General features: G+C 63.3%; 11 protein-coding genes and 2 pseudogenes. 10 read left to right on the forward strand and 3 right to left on the reverse strand.

Annotated elements, in window-relative coordinates; translation table 11 throughout:
- Positions 1-145: 145 nt before the first annotated feature.
- The 4 genes and pseudogenes from QSK25_RS44360 (at position 146) to QSK25_RS44375 (ending at position 3,901) form a co-directional block, all read left to right on the forward strand.
- Complete coding sequence (locus QSK25_RS44360; RefSeq protein ID WP_285647641.1) at positions 146-496, forward strand: hypothetical protein; 351 nt, start codon at positions 146-148, stop codon at positions 494-496.
- Between the two features lie 14 nt (positions 497-510).
- Positions 511-1,347, forward strand: coding sequence for a helix-turn-helix domain-containing protein (locus QSK25_RS44365; RefSeq protein ID WP_285647642.1), 837 nt, complete (start codon positions 511-513; stop codon positions 1,345-1,347).
- A gap of 7 nt (positions 1,348-1,354) precedes the next feature.
- Entirely contained in the window at positions 1,355-2,194 is an 840-nt protein-coding gene (locus tag QSK25_RS44370; RefSeq protein WP_285647644.1) for a helix-turn-helix domain-containing protein, read from the forward strand.
- 621 nt (positions 2,195-2,815) lie between these two features.
- Positions 2,816-3,901 (forward strand): annotated as a pseudogene (locus tag QSK25_RS44375) (IS630 family transposase).
- A gap of 51 nt (positions 3,902-3,952) precedes the next feature.
- Here QSK25_RS44375 and QSK25_RS44380 read toward each other — a convergent pair.
- A complete protein-coding gene (locus tag QSK25_RS44380; RefSeq protein ID WP_285647646.1) occupies positions 3,953-4,195 on the reverse strand; it encodes a hypothetical protein in 243 nt (80 codons plus the stop codon).
- Positions 4,196-4,753: 558 nt separating this feature from the next.
- Entirely contained in the window at positions 4,754-5,200 is a 447-nt protein-coding gene (locus QSK25_RS45540; protein WP_352237100.1) for a putative glycoside hydrolase, read from the reverse strand.
- An 836-nt stretch (positions 5,201-6,036) separates the two neighbouring features.
- Between QSK25_RS45540 and QSK25_RS44390 the strand changes: the two genes are divergently transcribed.
- Positions 6,037-6,279, forward strand: coding sequence for a 4Fe-4S dicluster domain-containing protein (locus tag QSK25_RS44390; protein ID WP_285647650.1), 243 nt, complete (start codon positions 6,037-6,039; stop codon positions 6,277-6,279).
- A 600-nt stretch (positions 6,280-6,879) separates the two neighbouring features.
- Here QSK25_RS44390 and QSK25_RS44395 read toward each other — a convergent pair.
- Entirely contained in the window at positions 6,880-7,773 is an 894-nt protein-coding gene (locus tag QSK25_RS44395; RefSeq protein ID WP_285647652.1) for an IS982 family transposase, read from the reverse strand.
- 180 nt (positions 7,774-7,953) lie between these two features.
- Between QSK25_RS44395 and QSK25_RS44400 the strand changes: the two are divergent.
- The 5 genes and pseudogenes from QSK25_RS44400 (at position 7,954) to QSK25_RS44420 (ending at position 14,395) form a co-directional block, all read left to right on the forward strand.
- Positions 7,954-8,903: pseudogene (locus QSK25_RS44400) on the forward strand (IS481 family transposase).
- Between the two features lie 186 nt (positions 8,904-9,089).
- Positions 9,090-10,295 carry an ABC transporter ATP-binding protein gene (locus QSK25_RS44405; protein ID WP_285647654.1) on the forward strand — a complete coding sequence of 402 codons (1,206 nt, stop codon included), beginning with the start codon at positions 9,090-9,092 and terminating at the stop codon, positions 10,293-10,295.
- A gap of 401 nt (positions 10,296-10,696) precedes the next feature.
- A complete protein-coding gene (locus QSK25_RS44410; RefSeq protein WP_285647656.1) occupies positions 10,697-10,930 on the forward strand; it encodes an ABC transporter permease subunit in 234 nt (77 codons plus the stop codon).
- A gap of 2,141 nt (positions 10,931-13,071) precedes the next feature.
- A complete protein-coding gene (locus tag QSK25_RS44415) occupies positions 13,072-13,728 on the forward strand; it encodes an SAM-dependent methyltransferase (RefSeq protein ID WP_285647658.1) in 657 nt (218 codons plus the stop codon).
- A 439-nt stretch (positions 13,729-14,167) separates the two neighbouring features.
- Positions 14,168-14,395 carry a hypothetical protein gene (locus tag QSK25_RS44420; protein WP_285647662.1) on the forward strand — a complete coding sequence of 76 codons (228 nt, stop codon included), beginning with the start codon at positions 14,168-14,170 and terminating at the stop codon, positions 14,393-14,395.
- The last annotated feature ends 750 nt before the right edge of the window (positions 14,396-15,145 follow it).

Raw genomic sequence — 15,145 nt, forward strand, 5'->3', positions numbered from 1 at the left:
TTCAACCGACTCAAGCAGTTCCGCGACCTCGCCACCCGCTACGCCAAGCGCGTCGCCTACTACCAGGCCGAACTCACCATCGCCGCCATCGTGCTCTGGCTCCGATGACTTACAGGACACGCGCTAGGCGTGGAAGGAACTTCGGATGAGCAATCAGGTCTTGTTCGTCGGACTTCGTCGCAACCTCGACGAGCACCTCGAGCGGGTGCTTCGAGTGGCCGTGGACGGTGACGCGGGCGCGGCGCTCGCCGCGATGCGGCACGACGTTCCCGGCATCGTGGCGGCGTTGCAGGGACTGGCGGACCGACACCGAGCTGACGAGAACGGTTGTTGCCGGGCATGCCGGAGCGGGCCGTTCTGGCGCCGAGTGGCGGTGCCCTGTCGAGTGCTCCTCGACGTCCATCTCGCTGTCACGGTGGCGATGACGGCCCGCACGAGCGCCGCTCCACAAAGCCACCGCCTACGACTGTCCTCTTCGGACTCGGGATCGCACTAGCACAAGGAACAAGCATGCCACGAAGGATTTCCACCGTACGCCTGCGTGAGTTGGCCGAAGGCGTACGCGCGGTGGTCGAGGGCGCGGGCTTGAGCTCGCGCCACGTCGCCGAGTTGGTCGGTTGTGACGAGGGCAAGATCTCGGAGGTGCTCAACGGCAAGGCACACCTCAGCGAATTCGAACTGGTGGTCCTGCTGAGCGTCTGCCGCCCGAAGGCCGAGGAACGAGAGCGTTTGCTCGCCCTCTATCCGACCAGGGACGTGCGAGGTTGGTGGCAGCAGCACGGAAAGGCTGCGCCGGTTTGCCCCTCCACCGCAATGGCCCAAGTTGCCACCGCGACGGAGCTCATTGACTGGCAACCGCTCGTGTTGCCGGCCTTCTTGCGGACTGATCAGTACACGCGTGAGCTGTTGATGGCTTCGGCGCAGGTACCGGAAGAGAAGGAGCTGGCCGCGCGGCTGTGCGTTCAGATCCAGTTGCGGAAGCTGCTCCGCGATGGCTTGGCCAGCACCTTCTACATCCACGAGTTCGCACTGCGGCTCGAGGTGGGTGACGCCGAGGTGCGGGCCGAGCAGATGCTGCTGCTCATGATCGCGGCTACCTGGGACTACGTGACGATCCGCATCGTGCCCGCTTCGATCGGCGCGCACGCGGGACTGTCCGGTCCGTTCATCCAGCTGAAGTTCGAGAAGTACGAGCCGCTGGTGTGGCTCGAGGCACTGAACTCGAGCACCTTTGTGGAGAAACAGGACGCGGTCGACGGCTACGCGGCAGTTGTCCGCAAGCTCAACCAGGTGAGCCTGAGTCCAGAGGAGTCACTGGAGCTCATCAAATCGCTGCACACCGGATGAGCCCCCTGTGCCGAAGGATTTCCGGGCCACGACGCTCGAACGCGCCATCGGGCGGCAGCTGGCCGGGTGGCGCGCGGAGCGCGAGCTGAGCCTCGCCGAGGCGGGCCAGCGGGTGGGCTTCAGCAGCGCGAAGCTGTCCACGATGGAGAACGCGGTGCAGCCGTCAGCGCCCATGGACATCATGGCGCTCGGTTACGTCTACAAGGTGCCAACCCCGGAATGGCAGGCCGTGGTGCTGCGCGCGCAGTACGCGCAACGGGCGCGTGTGCGTTCCGAGGGCTACGTGAACTTCGATCCGGCGGCCGACTTCGCGAATCTGGTGTTCGAGGCGACGTCGTTGAGCGTGTTCACGGTGGACCTGGTTCCGGCGGTGTTTCAGCTTCCCGGTTATACGAACGCGGTGTTGCGGGGTGATGATCCGGTGCGGACGGCGCGGCTGGCGATGGTGCGGGAGGCGTGGGCGACGCGGCTGGGTGATCGGGATCCGTTGGTGGTGCGGGTGGTGTTCCCGGAGGCGGTGCTGTGGCAGGTGATCGGTGGGCCGCGGGTGATGAAGGCGCAGTTGCTGCATTTGATGGAGGTGTCGGAGCAGGAGACGGTGAGCGTGCGGGTGGTGCCGTTGGGGGCGGGTGCTTATCCGGCGATGGGGTCGCCGTTCACGTTGCTGGGGTTTCCGCATCGGCAGCACGGGGATGTGGTGTACCTGGAGACGTTCCTGAAGGGGGAGTACGTCGAGGAGCCGGGGCTGACGGCGGAGTGCGGGGCGCGGTTCGCGCGGCTGGGAGAGGTGGCGCTGGGGGAGGGCGAGTCCCTGGAACTCATCGCCGAGGCCGCCGCCGAGCTGTGAAGTTCAGCAGTTTGCCTTCTTCGGTGAACGATCTGCGGGGACGTTGAAGGCGCGAGGCTGATCGTGAACGCGCTGGAAGGCCACTGAAACGCCAGCGTGTAGCGCATCGCTCGTCGAGCATCGCGGTGACCAATAGCGCTCGCCGCGCTGGTCTCGTCCCGTGCCTCGTTACCGCATCAGCTCACGCAGGACCGCCGAGCCGAGCGCGGCATCAAGAGCCCTGACCCCCGTCAGATCGCGTCGAGAATCCCTGATCGGGACGCTTGATACCTTGATCGAGGAGAAGTCCGGCGGGGGGTGTCGCAGATGGCCGTGACGGTGCCCGCGCTCACAGCGCGACCGAAGTCTCCGTTCTTCAGACACTGCTTTCGGTCGTCGGTGAGGATGACTGCTGCACAGGCGAGGAGAGCGATGCACGTCGTTCTGTGAGGCAGGTCGGCCCCAACGTCGGTCACGTGAGCGCTGCCGTGGACATGCGCGGCGTCGAAGACAGGTTTGGTCCCTGGCGTCGTGGCGATCACCAAGGTTCTGATGCGTAGTGGCGGCGTGTCGTGTCCACAACAAGTACCAAGCACTAGTGTCCTGAGTCATCGATTCGTGTGCAGGCGCAGGTTCGGTAGCATGCCGAACCCGAAGCTGCCTGAGCTGGTGCTGTCCGATGACGAGGCGAGCGCGTTGCTGGGCTGGGCGCGGCGCCGGAAGACGGCACAGGCGCTGGCGTTGCGGGCGCGGATCGTGTTGTGGTGCGCCGAAGGTGGCTCGAACAGCGAGATCGCGGCGGAGTTGGGTGTGCAGCGGGGAACCGTGGCGAAATGGCGTTCCCGGTTCGTGATCGATCGGGTGGATGGGTTGCTGGACGAGGCGCGTCCGGGACGTCCGCGCACGACTTCCGATGAGCAGGTCGAGGTGGTGATTGCCGCGGCGCTGGAGTCGGCTAACGCGACGCACTGGTCGACGCGGTCGATGGCGGCGGAGTCGGGGTTGACCCACACCGCGGTGACGCGGATCTGGAACGCGTTCGGGTTGCAGCCGCATCGCCGTGAGGCGTGGAAGTTGTCCAAGTACCCGTGTTCGTGGACAAGGTCAAGGACGTGGTCGGGCTCTATCTCGCGCCGCCGGAGCGGGCGGTGGTGCTGTGCCTGGACGAGAAGAGTCAGATCCGGGCGCTCAACCGCACCGCCCCGGTCCTGCCGATGCTGCCGGGAACGCCGCAGCGCGCCACGCACGACCACACCCGGCACGTCGAGTCTGTACACCGCGCTGGACATCACCACCGGCAAGGTCATCGGCTGGCTGCGCGGCCCGGCATCGCGCGATCGAGTTCAAGAAGTTCCTGATCGCCATCGACAAGGAGGTGTCCGCGGACCTGGCGGTGCTTCTGTTGATGGACAACGTCTCCACTCACAAGACCCCGGTGATCAAGCACTGGCAGGCCGCACACCCGCGCTTCACCGTGCACTTCACGCCGACCTCGAGTTGCTGGCTCAATCTCGTCGAACGCTGGTTCTCTGAGCTGACGACCAAATACTCCAGCGCGGCAGCCACACCAGCGTCCGCGCACTCAACCGAGACATCCGCGCCTGGACCGAGACCTGGAACGACGAACCACGGCCCTACGTCTGGACCAAGACCACCGACCAGATCCTCAACTCCATCGCACGCTACTGCACACGAATTATACCCTGCTCTTGTGTGAGCCGGGCATAATCGCGTGCGACAGATCGCGCGGGTGTTCTGTCACGCCGACACGAAGGTTTCTTATCGGAGGTGCTGATCTTCGGTGAAGAAATCTGCGGAGCGCAATTTCTGTAACTGTTGGTTGAGTACATCGATGTGGAACGTCATCGCGGCTGCGTCACCGCGTGTTCTTGCGGCATCGGCCTCGTCCGCGCTCGCCATCGCAGTGAGCAGGTCTACGACCTGTTCCACTCCTTCTTGGTCGTTCGCGATGACAAAAGCGCGTCTCAGCGTCAATAGTAGTTCGCCAACTGGATGAGACACGGTTTCCTCCTATAGAACGACGCAGTCCACGTTGGAGGGTGTCGCGTCGTGAGTCCACGTCGTCCGGCTGAATAGGGCCCGATGGCCGCGGAACTCTACCCGGAAGTACTGATCCGGATGGATTTCCTGGTATCAGGGCTGACGGGAGCGCTCGCGTTCCATCAAGAACCGCCACGCTCCATGTTTCTGGCGGGCAGCCGCAGGGTGACGAACGGGTCGCCGGCGGCTTCGACGTGTGTGGAGACCTTCGAGAGGTCCCCTGGCAGCAAGATGAACGATGCGAGTGCTCCGCTCAGTCGAACCTCGAGCAATTCTCCCCGCGCCTCGACGTCCCAGCCGAACGCATGTCGGTAGTGGCGGGCGATTTCGGGTAAGTTGCCGGCGATTTCGCTCTTCTCTGAAGAAGATTCTATGTCCCGGAGGTTAAGTATTCATTGCTCCGCAGTGTGGATGTGGTGCGTCGGCAGGGACCTGAAAGCGTGATCCGAGTCCAGTCCGCGCGTCAGCCCAGAGAAGCTCAGTCGGTCAGTGGTTGGCCTGCTTCGTACCGTCCGCTTCCTAGTGGATCTGTGCGAACGTCGCCTCGAACGCGCTGGTGGTGTGCACCAGGAATAGCACGTCCACATTGGACGAATCAAGGCCTTGGGAAGCGAAACATGAGAGAGGAATTCGCGCGGTCGTCTGCTTGCTCTGGGGAAGCTGCCTGAACAGTTCGGTGGCGTTCAGCGGTGCTCGGCACGGGTGGTGGCAGCGAGCGGCGAGCGTCACCAGGGCGGTGGGCGCTTGGCCACGACCACTTCGAACGTGGGGGTGCCGGTTTCCAGGAACGGCTGCGCGTCCAGGCGCCCTGCGAGGTCTTGCAGGCAGAGCTGGTCCGCGCTCGTTCCCTCGCCTCCCATCGCCCTTACCATGCACGTCGGCAGCGCGGACTGTGATCGCCTGGTGCGCGGCGTTCCCGTCCGCGGTGACCTGACTGCCAGCCCAGTTCTCGTCGGATCCGATCATGCCGTGGAACGATGTGACGTCCTGGCCGTCGCGGATGAAGGCACACGGGGTGCCGTCCGGTGCGCCGCGGTCGCTCGGGCCGGTCCAGCCGTCGGCGTCGATGCGGGCTGGTGGTCATCGGAAGAGACGCCTGAAAGTCACGGCTGTGAGGACACCAGCGACCAGCAGCACCGCGGCCGCCGCTACGACCACCAGGCTTCGGGCGTTGAGGCGTACCAGCGGCTCACGTTCCGCGGGCTCCGCCGTAGCGGGTGCGGGCGATCGGTCTGTCGGCGAGCCAGTGAGGTGGAACGGGAGGCCGGGGAACCGGCGGGGCGGGCGCAGCGCTACCCGCATGGGCTTGCCAAACACGGCTGACACAGTCTGCGCGACCAGCGAGATCTGCGACGATCGACCAACCAGCACCACGCTCGCGAGATCGCCGGGCGCAGACCGGCCGAATTGATCGTGCGCGCGAGAGCCTCGGTGGCAAGCGTGAGGTTCGGCTTGATGGTCTCGTTGAGTTCGCCTCGGCCGAACTTCACCTCACGCTTGCCGCCGGGCAGGCCAGGCGCAGCATATGTGACGGCGCCGATTTTCCGAGGGACGGCAAGGCTTCTCCGAAAGTCGACTGAAGCGATCCAAGATCGCCGAGACTAGATATCGGGTCCTTGGATTGCCGGGGGCGAGACATTAGTGCGCTGTTGTGTGCACTTAAGGGCAGTGGGGGTGGGGGTATTGAGGTAATTCGGGCGCTGTGCATTGACGAGCTGGGCAGTTTTCGCGGCTGCTGGCTTGGTGACGTGCCTGTGCAGGGCAGGGTCGAGAGGTGCACCGAGTGTGAAGGGAGTGCCTCTGTGGCCGAGGGTGTAGATGGTGACAGGGCCGTCGAAGTCGCGGATGGTCTGTTGACGGCGCTGGTGAAGCAGGTGGCGCAGGACTCAGCCGGTGAGGCCGGGGTGCTGGTGGCACGGGCGAGAGCGCGTTTGGCGGATCTGCACGCGCGATCAGAGAGCTCGGCGCGCGACGTCACGCCCACCACGAACACTGCTGATCTGAGTGACCTGCCCGATGGCGACGAGGGTGCAACGCGATCTTGAACGACGGTGTGTGGCTCGCATGGAGGTCTTCGCGAGCCACACAACCTGACGTCTCGTCCGTAGGTCAGCGATCAGCCGCGGCCTGGCGCGAGCTGGTCCACAGCCGCCAGGCTCAAGGGTCCTTCTGGCCCGGTGCTGTGACCGAACTCGTTGAAGGAAAAGCGATTCGCGCACCTCCCAACCGGCCGCGATCAACCTGCGCTCCGGCACCGGTCGACTCTGCGGCCCGTTGTGCGATGGCCAGACCCAGACCGGTCGAACCCGTGCGCTCGACCCGCACTGAAGTGCAGCCTCCGCGTCCGCGATTCCGGTGCCGCCATCCTTCACCACCAGCCGTACCCACCCCTGCGTGCCTCACGACTTCGACCGACAGCGGAGCGGGTGGCCTCGTGCGCAAGAAGGCATGTTCGAGCAATGTGTCGAGCATAGCCTCGACGGGGTCCTGACTCAGGCCGACGACCGCTCCCTCCACCGGTACCGAGAGGTCGCACAGCCTGCCCTGCTGCCCCGCATGTTCCGACCAGAACGCCATGCGTTCGGTGATCACGCTCGCCATGTCGCAGCGTGTTGGCGCGCCCTAGACGAGTAAGTCCTAACTGATCAGTGGTCGTAGGCGATCAGGGATCGGGTGGTGGGCTGTCCTGTGGCGCGGTTGTGCCAGATCGCGGCGGTCAGGGCGAGCAGGCGTTGGGCGATGCGGGCGGTGACGCCGTCGATGGTGCGGCCGCCGTGCAACTCGAGGTCGAGCTGGCCCTTGAGGGTGTCGTTCACTGACTCGATCAGCTGGCGGACGGGTTTGAGTAGATGCTGGGCCGGGTGTGGGGTGCGGTTGCGATAGGACGGGCGCAGTAGCCGGATCCCGCGTTCGGCCAGGAACGCGTCCAGTTCGCGGGAGACGTAGCCTTTGTCGCCGATGATCAGCAGGCCGGGCCGGTCGGCCAGGACCGAGGGATCGTGGTCGAGGATGGCCATGAGTACCTGGCGTTCGTCGAGTTTGGGGTTGGCCAGTGCCCAGGTGACCGGGAGTCCGGCCGGGGTGCAGACCAGGTGCAGGCGTAAGCCCCAGAAGAAGCGCGAGTGGCTGGAGCAGTAGCCGTAGCCGGCCCAGCCGGCCAGGTCGGAGCGTTTGGTGGTCTCGCGGGAGCGGCCGCACTCGACCGGTGTGGAGTCCACGACCAAGGTCGCGTCGGTCCACAGGTCGGTGTCGAGCGCGAGCATCCGGATCGTGTGCTTGAGCAGCGGGACGGCTGCGCGCAGCCGCTTGTTGTAGCCGGATTGCTGTGGCAGGTAGGAGAAAGCTCCAGGCAGGTGCCGGGGCAGGAACCGCAGCCAGCGGGCCTCGGAACGGATGCCGAGTAAGGCTTGGGCGACGGCGAGGGTGATCAGTTCGGCGTCGGTCAGACGTGGTGGCCGTCCGCTCCGGGCGGGCCTGCCCAAGTGGTCATCGATCTTGACGTAGAGTGCGGTCAGAAGGGTGTTCAGGTCGGTCCTCACAAACTGATCTTGAACACCCTTCGTCCGTCTCCAGACACCGCCCAGACTTCGGAATTACTCGTCTAGCTGTGATGTCCAGGAACGTTGTTCCGGACGTAATGGCCTGTCGTGAAGACAGGTGAAGGCCTCTGGATGTGAAGTGGAGCTGTCGAGGAACCGCTTCACGTGCCGGAGGCCTTCGTGTCCCACCCTAACGCCAGGCTGACACCACGGACACGATTGCGCCTGACGCAGCTAATCGTGGAGCAGAATTGCCCCTGCCGGCCGCCGCGAAGATGTTCATGGTCGCGGAACGGGCCGCCTGCAAGTGGGCCGCTCGTCACCACGCCGAGGGCCAGGCCGGGATGCTCGACCGCAGCTCACGACCGCATCACAGCCCTAACCGGACACCCGAGCCGGTCGTGCGGCGGATCGTCGTCCAGCGCTGGCGGCACCGGCTGGGCCCGGTCTAGATCGCTGGCCAGCTGGGCCTGGCCGCATCCACCGTGCACGTCGTGCTGGCCCGCTGCCGGATCAACCGCCTGTCCCGCATCGACCGCGTCACCGCCGAACCCCTGCGCCGCTACGAACACCCGCACCCCGGCTCGCTGATCCACGTCGACGTCACCAAGTTCGGCAACATCCCTGACGGCGGCGGACACCGCTTCGTCGTCAGGAAGCAAGGCGACCTCGACAAACGCGCCATGACCGGCCTGCCCAAAGGCAAGGACTGCAAACCCCTGACCGGCAAGGCCTTCCTGCACACGGTCGTCGACGACGACTCCCGCATCGCCTACGCCGAGATCCACTCCGACGAACGGGGCGACACCGCCACCGCCGTCCTGCGCCGAGCGGGCGCCTGGTTTGGTGAACGCGGAGCCGTCGTCGAACGAGTCCTGTCCGGCAACGGCTCCGCCTACCGCCCGTTCGTCTGGCGCGACGCCTGCGCCGAGCTCGGCATCCAGCACAAGCGCACCAGGCCCTACCGGCCACAGACCAACTGCAAAATCGAACGCTTCCACCGCACCCTGGCCGGCGGCTGGGCCTACGCACGCCACTACCAATCAGAAACCGAACGCCGAACAGCACTACCCGGCTGGATCCACTTCTATCACGGCCGCTTCCGAAAAGGCCCAGCAAGTTGGCGGTGACGCGGCCGTGATCTGTCATCAGGCGACGATAGGCACAGCGACCAGGACCTGGTATGTGCGCCGGGGCAGAAGATTTGGGCCTTAGGAACACCGTGTGAAGTCCTTAACTCCTGCTTAGGGCGTCCCAGATTACGTTCTGTGCCGATCCGCAGACGCGGTGTCATAGGTTATACCTGTGGAGTTGGCGTGGCAGAAGTTGTTCTCACGAGGCTTGGCAAGGCATACGCTGATGGCACCCGTGCGGTGACCGATCTGAGCCTGAGCATCGCCGATGGCGAGTTCCTGGTGCTCGTGGGCCCGTCAGGTTGCGGCAAGACCACTGCACTGCGGATGATCGCGGGACTGGAAGCGATCACTGAAGGAACGATCCACATCGGTGACACCGTCGTCAACGACGTGGCACCACGGGACCGCGACGTCGCCATGGTGTTCCAGTCGTACGCCCTTTATCCGCATCTCAATGTGCACGACAACCTCGCTTTTGGCCTCACCCTCCGCAAAATGCCCGAGCAGCAGATCGACGAACGAGTGCGCCGCGTCGCGAAGATGCTCGGGTTGCACGACCATCTCGATCGGAAGCCGCGCAATCTGTCCGGAGGACAGCGTCAGCGCGTCGCGATGGGGAGGGCGATGGTCAGGGCACCACAGGTGTTCCTGATGGACGAGCCCTTGTCGAATTTGGATGCCAAGCTCCGCGTACAGGTGCGAGCTCAGATCGCCCGCATGCAACGCGATCTTGGTGTCACCACCGTGTACGTCACCCACGACCAGACTGAAGCGATGACGCTCGGTGATCGGGTGGCAGTGATGAAGAACGGTGTGCTGCAACAGGTCGGTCCGCCGCAGGAGCTGTACGACCGGCCGGTGAACCTGTTCGTCGCCGGCTTCATCGGTTCGCCCGGCATGAACGTCGTCACCGGCAAGCTCACGTTCGGCGAAGAAGAGAAGCTGTGGCTCGAGCTGAACTCGGACGCGTTGCTGCTTCCCGCGTCCGTGCTGCACGACAGGCCCGCGCTGAAGCACCGCATCGGCCAAGACGTCATCGTGGGGATCCGGCCGGAGGACATGGAGGATGCCACGCTGGTTGATGCGTCCGAAGACCGGATTCTCCACGTCGTCGCAGATCTCGTTGAGGCCATGGGGTCTGACGTGCTCGTGCACTTCCCCGTCGATGCGTCACCGGTCGTCACAGCCGACACCCGCGCGCTGGCCGGCGACACCGGCGACGACGACGTGCTCCCGGCCGCGAACGGTCGTACCGTTCTGGTCGGCCGGTTCAGCCCTCGTACCAAGGTGTTCGAGGGCCAGCCCGTCGCGGTTTGGGTCGACACCTCCCGCCTGCACTTCTTCGATCCGGCCACCGGGTCGTCCATCTGGAACAAGGAGTGCTGACCAGCGCTAGGAAGTTCAGCGTCGTGCTTGCCGCACTGCTCGTCGTCACCGATTGTGGGCAGGGCACCGCGGGGGACGGAGTGCGAAGGGATCGAGCGTCGACGTTGTTGGTACGTGGACGGGTGATGAGCAGGCGAACACCTCTTCCGGCTTGTGGACGGTCTTTGTCAAACCGGCCGAGTTGACGGTCGACAACTACGCGGCGCTGCTCGCGGACTCCACGGTGCTGCAGTCGTTCCTGAACACGTTGTACATCGCGGTTCGGTCCACCCGCGCTGGTGAACGTCATCTCTGCGTCGGCCGCGTACGCGTTGTCTTGGATCGATTTCCCCGGCCGTGACACGTTCAGGCTCGTCGTGGTCGACTTGCTGGTGATGCCGGTGTAGGTGGCATTGCTCCTGGTGGCGAAGCTCTTCGGCTCGCTGGGCCTTTTCGGAACCGTTACTGGCGTCGTGCTGTTCCACGTCGAGTTCTGTCTGCCGTTCGCGATCGTCCTGTTGCGCAACTTCTTCAGCAACACTGCGCGCAACCTGATCGAAGCCGCCCGGATGGACGGGGCGAAGGAGTGGATGATCTTTCGCCGGGTGGTCCTGCCAATTGGCAAACCAGCGATCGCCTCACTGACGATCTTCTAGTTCCTGCGGGTGTGGAAGGGACCTCCTGTTGGCGCCGTGTTCGCCCACCCCGGTTCAGCGCCCCTCACGGTGGCCCTGCGCTTGCAGTCGCGACAGTTCGGCAGCAACATCGACCTGCTGCCGAGTGATGCCTTCCTGTCAATGGTGGTGCGGTTGGGGCCTTCCTCTCGAGAGTCGTCCACAACGGCTTCACCTGGGTGCGTGCCTCGTGCATTCGCGTAGCTGTGACCTGGATTGTCGGACCCCGCATCGACACACTCTTGAAGCGGCACCGGTGATAGCGGATCGCGCGGGACGGCGGCGTCCTCGCGCACTCCGGATCGCGGCGGAAGGCCCAGTCGCTTACTGAACTCACCACCTCGCACGCTCGCTGACGAACTTGCCCGGCGCCAGCCGCTGGATGTGTTCGCCGTCAACGACACTCTCGCCGTGCGAACCGTTCTATCGTACTCACATGACGCGTTGCCATCGAAGATGTCCAACACCTTCCAGCTGCTGGGCTTGCCCCCAGGCGGCCCAGTCCGGAATGAAGCGGCAGCTGCTCTTCATGAACCAGCCACCTCCCAAGGCACAGGGCCATCTGTCTGCGCTGTCGAGCGTGCATCTGCTCGACCAGACTGCAGAGGACAGGTTCTTGATGCGCGACCTCGTTCATTTATGCCGTTGAGCTCGCGGAAGAACGCAACTCACATCGAGACAACGCCGCGGCCTTGGAACGATTTGGTCTGTTCGTTCTGACCGGGGCCTGGCCGCTGGCCATCCACCCGCGTCCGGCGAAGGAAGGCGGGCCCACCCGACCAGACAGGACAGCGACCGATGCGGCCCCACAGGAGCCGCGATGGCATAGCCGTCCTGATGTCAACCCGTCACCGCCAGCCTCCGCAGAGCAGGGGTGTGAGGTAGTCGGTCATCTAAACCCCTCAGCCGATAAGGAGGTGGCAATCTATTGTCCTCCCTGTGGGTGAAGGTCGCCCATTCAGGGGTGTCTGCCAGTAGCAGGTCAATGTCTTCTAGTAGATAATCACCAATGTCACTGCGGTCCGCACTGTCAGAAGGGGAATCGATTGCGTCTTTTGGTGGCTTACTTTGATTTCTCTTGCGACATTCCATCGCCCTCTGGTTCGGGCTGACCGTAGGTTGAGGTTCGATCAAATAGGATTATGCAGGTCTGGGATATCTAGCAGACTCTCGGTGACGCTATTGAGCCAGTCGGTGAGATTGGCGCTTAGGTTGTGTTTGTGCCCGAGCGAGGCCGACAAGCACGGCCCCGCAAGGCCAAAGGGCCGGAAGCCGGCCGACCACCTACCTTCGCCCTCAAAGTCTAAATCAGGGCCTCATTGTGGAGCGATATCAACCGGCTCAAACGCCACCTGGGGTCGTATTCAACCGCTATGAAAGACTCGCCGTCATCTACGAATCCACTTTCCACGGTGCTGCGATCAGCGAATTTCTCTGACCGACTTAGGTACGGGCCCTGGTTATGAGGCACCTGTTTGTAGGGACTGGTGCGTCCGTTCGCTGGGGGGAGCTCGAACGCTGCTTCCCGTCACCGCTGGTCCATGACTGTGGGAGAGATCGTTGGGCAGGGAGTGGTAGTCGGGCAGCGGCCTGGCCGTACCGCTGTGCGCTGAGAGCGTTGCTTGCCTGCGGTGTCCAAAATTTGCTGCGACCGGAATTAATGCGCCGTAAGACGCCACACTGCTGGAAGAGTTCTGCGGCTGGCCGTTCGTCGCCAATCCGCGGTCATCCTGGACGAGGTCGAGGCTCGTGCAAATGCGGCCGCCCCCGGTGATCCACCAGAATTAGCAAGCCTGCAGTGGGCCGAATTGGTTGCGGCGATGCACAAGCTTCTCCTGGTAAGTCGAGTCAATCGCGCACTGTTGTTTTCCCTGGTGAACTCGCTCTCCGCGTGTGGTAGAAGAATCCGTGTAGAAGGGTCACAATGGGTCGGAATATTCCGGCGCGACAAGCCGGTCGAAAGGTGTGACGTATGCGCGGGCGAATGTCAGCATGAACGATTTGGGCCTGATCAGCACGGCTCGGGTGCAGGATTATCTTCTTGGTGGTGGTGATCACTTCTCTTTCGATCGTGCCTACGTTGACGGCTCTCTCCTGTTATTCAGTGGGTACGCGGGGTTCTGTTGCATGACCGTACATTCTTGTTCTCGGCAATGTCCTTTATGCTTGACCGTGGTATCAAGCAGTTCCTTGACTTGGGATCAGGAATTGCCACCATGGGTGGTCCGCTGGATGTTGCAGAGTATCTCTGCAGGGAAATCCGGGTGGTGCACGTGGACAATGATATTTCCGTGATCGAGCATGGAAAATTGCGCGCCAGGATCGGTGGTCAGGCTAACGCCGGGTTCGTTCATGCCAATGTATTGGATGTGGATCTGGTGCTGTGGACTGCGATACGAGAAGGAATTCTTGACCTGCGCGAGCCAGTCGGCGTGCTGGCTATCGGACTGCTCCACTTGATCGGACCCCAGCAAGCGCCGGAACTCGTGGTGCCGAGGTACTGCGCAGCTTTCGCGGCTGGTAGCTCCGCAGCGATCTCACACCTGACGCCAGGTTTGGCACTCTCGCATCTGGACGAGGTGGGGCGGCTGCTCGCCGGCTCCAACCGCTGTCTTCATCCCAGAGGCGAACTGGAGATCAAGCAGATGTTCGGTGAACTCACAATCGTGGAGCCTGGTTTGATGTCGCTACATCACCGCGTCTGGACACCTGGAAAGTCTTGCAGGGCGGACATCCGACCGTGTGCGGGGCTACTCGCGGGTGTGGCGATCAAGGTTTGAGATCGTCTGGTTCGTCGTCGGGCGGCGATCCTGAGACCCGCCTGGTTGCCCTGGGTGAAAGGTCACTCTCGGAACTCTTAAGCGTGTTGAACGAGTGATGCGTCAGGTCAGGTGATGCTGATGTCTCTCACCGCATTTCACGGGTTCAATAGGTCACGTGCGGAGCGTCTCCAAGGCCCGACTGGCTTTTCATTTGGCCATCACCTGTTGCAGTTCCGCATCGCGGCACAGATGTCGCAGGCGATTTGGCTCGGTCGTCAGGCCTGAGCGTTCGCACACTGCGTGAATTGGAGCGTGGCCAAGAGGCTTCCGTCCAGGAGCGGTCGGTCGGGTGCTGACATCCGCCCTCAACCTGAACGAGGCCGAAGGAAAGAGTCTTTCATCCGCTTGACGAAAGACGGCCGATGCCGCTTAGCGGCCGCTCATCATCGAACCTTGGGTGTACAAGCTGTCGATGGTGCGGGCGATTGTTGGCAGAGAGCGCGAACTGGAGGACCTGTCATGCGCGGCTGACGCGGGTGGCGTCGTGGTCGCGTTCGATGCGCCCAGTAGCGGCAAGAACTCGACGGCTATGGCCGTCGATCGACTCAACCTGCAGTGGATGGCTGTCTCGTCCTCGACCCGCGCGGTGACGACGATCCTCGCTTTTCCCCAGTTGAGGCGCTAAAACAGATGTTGGCCAAACCAGGTGCACCCATCAGCCAAGTTCCGTCGACGGATATGGAACGGAGCGCACTGTTCCGTGCCGCAATGCGAGATCGGCGTATTGCGGTAGTGCTGGACAACGCTGCGAACTAAGCGCAGATCCATCCAGCGGGCGTACTGCAGCAGCTCTACGCTCCATTGTTCACGACTGGGCGCCGCGCAGAGCGAAACGCAAGACTCGCAGCTCGGACTCCGGCTGGTCGAATGGCTGTCTCGACACCTCTTTCCCGTGTACCTCATATCCATGCCCGTGGGCGAGTGTGCAGAGCGGAGCCAGGGAGCGCGGGCAATTTCTCGCGTCTCCAATTTCGTATGTAGAGGCTGTTCAAAGTGGTCTTTCGGGTGTGTTCGGGCAATCTGAGGGGCCTTCTGTCCTGGGAGAGCGGGTTTGTGTTGCCGGATGGCGATCTGGTGGCTGTACTGCTCTGTGTTGTGCGTCGCGTTGGATGTGGTCTGAGGAGGGCTGGGACAGAGGCGGGACAGCTTTGCCTGAGTGTTGTGCAGAACACGTGTGGCGGTGATCATGCGCGGCGGCGCGAAAGCGTCGGGTCGTGATAGATCGTGCGCGTGGAAACCGGTGGCGGTCTTTCTTGAGAGACCTGATTCGGTAGAACGCTTGTGGACGCTGAAAAAGTAGGAAACATGCAGCGAGGAAGAGATCAGATGTTATTTTTCGTCGATTCCTTGGGGAATCGCGCCTGAACTCCTGGAT

The organism is Lentzea sp. NBRC 102530 (genome assembly GCF_030269365.1).
Lineage (GTDB): Bacteria > Actinomycetota > Actinomycetes > Mycobacteriales > Pseudonocardiaceae > Lentzea.

Excerpts from the sequence above, each read along its gene's own strand:
- QSK25_RS44360 (WP_285647641.1), top strand. The coding sequence starts at position 146 with ATGAGCAATCAGGTCTTGTTCGTCGGACTTCGTCGCAACCTCGACGAG.
- QSK25_RS44365 (WP_285647642.1), top strand. The coding sequence starts at position 511 with ATGCCACGAAGGATTTCCACCGTACGCCTGCGTGAGTTGGCCGAAGGC.
- QSK25_RS45540 (WP_352237100.1), bottom strand. The coding sequence starts at position 5,200 with ATGATCGGATCCGACGAGAACTGGGCTGGCAGTCAGGTCACCGCGGAC.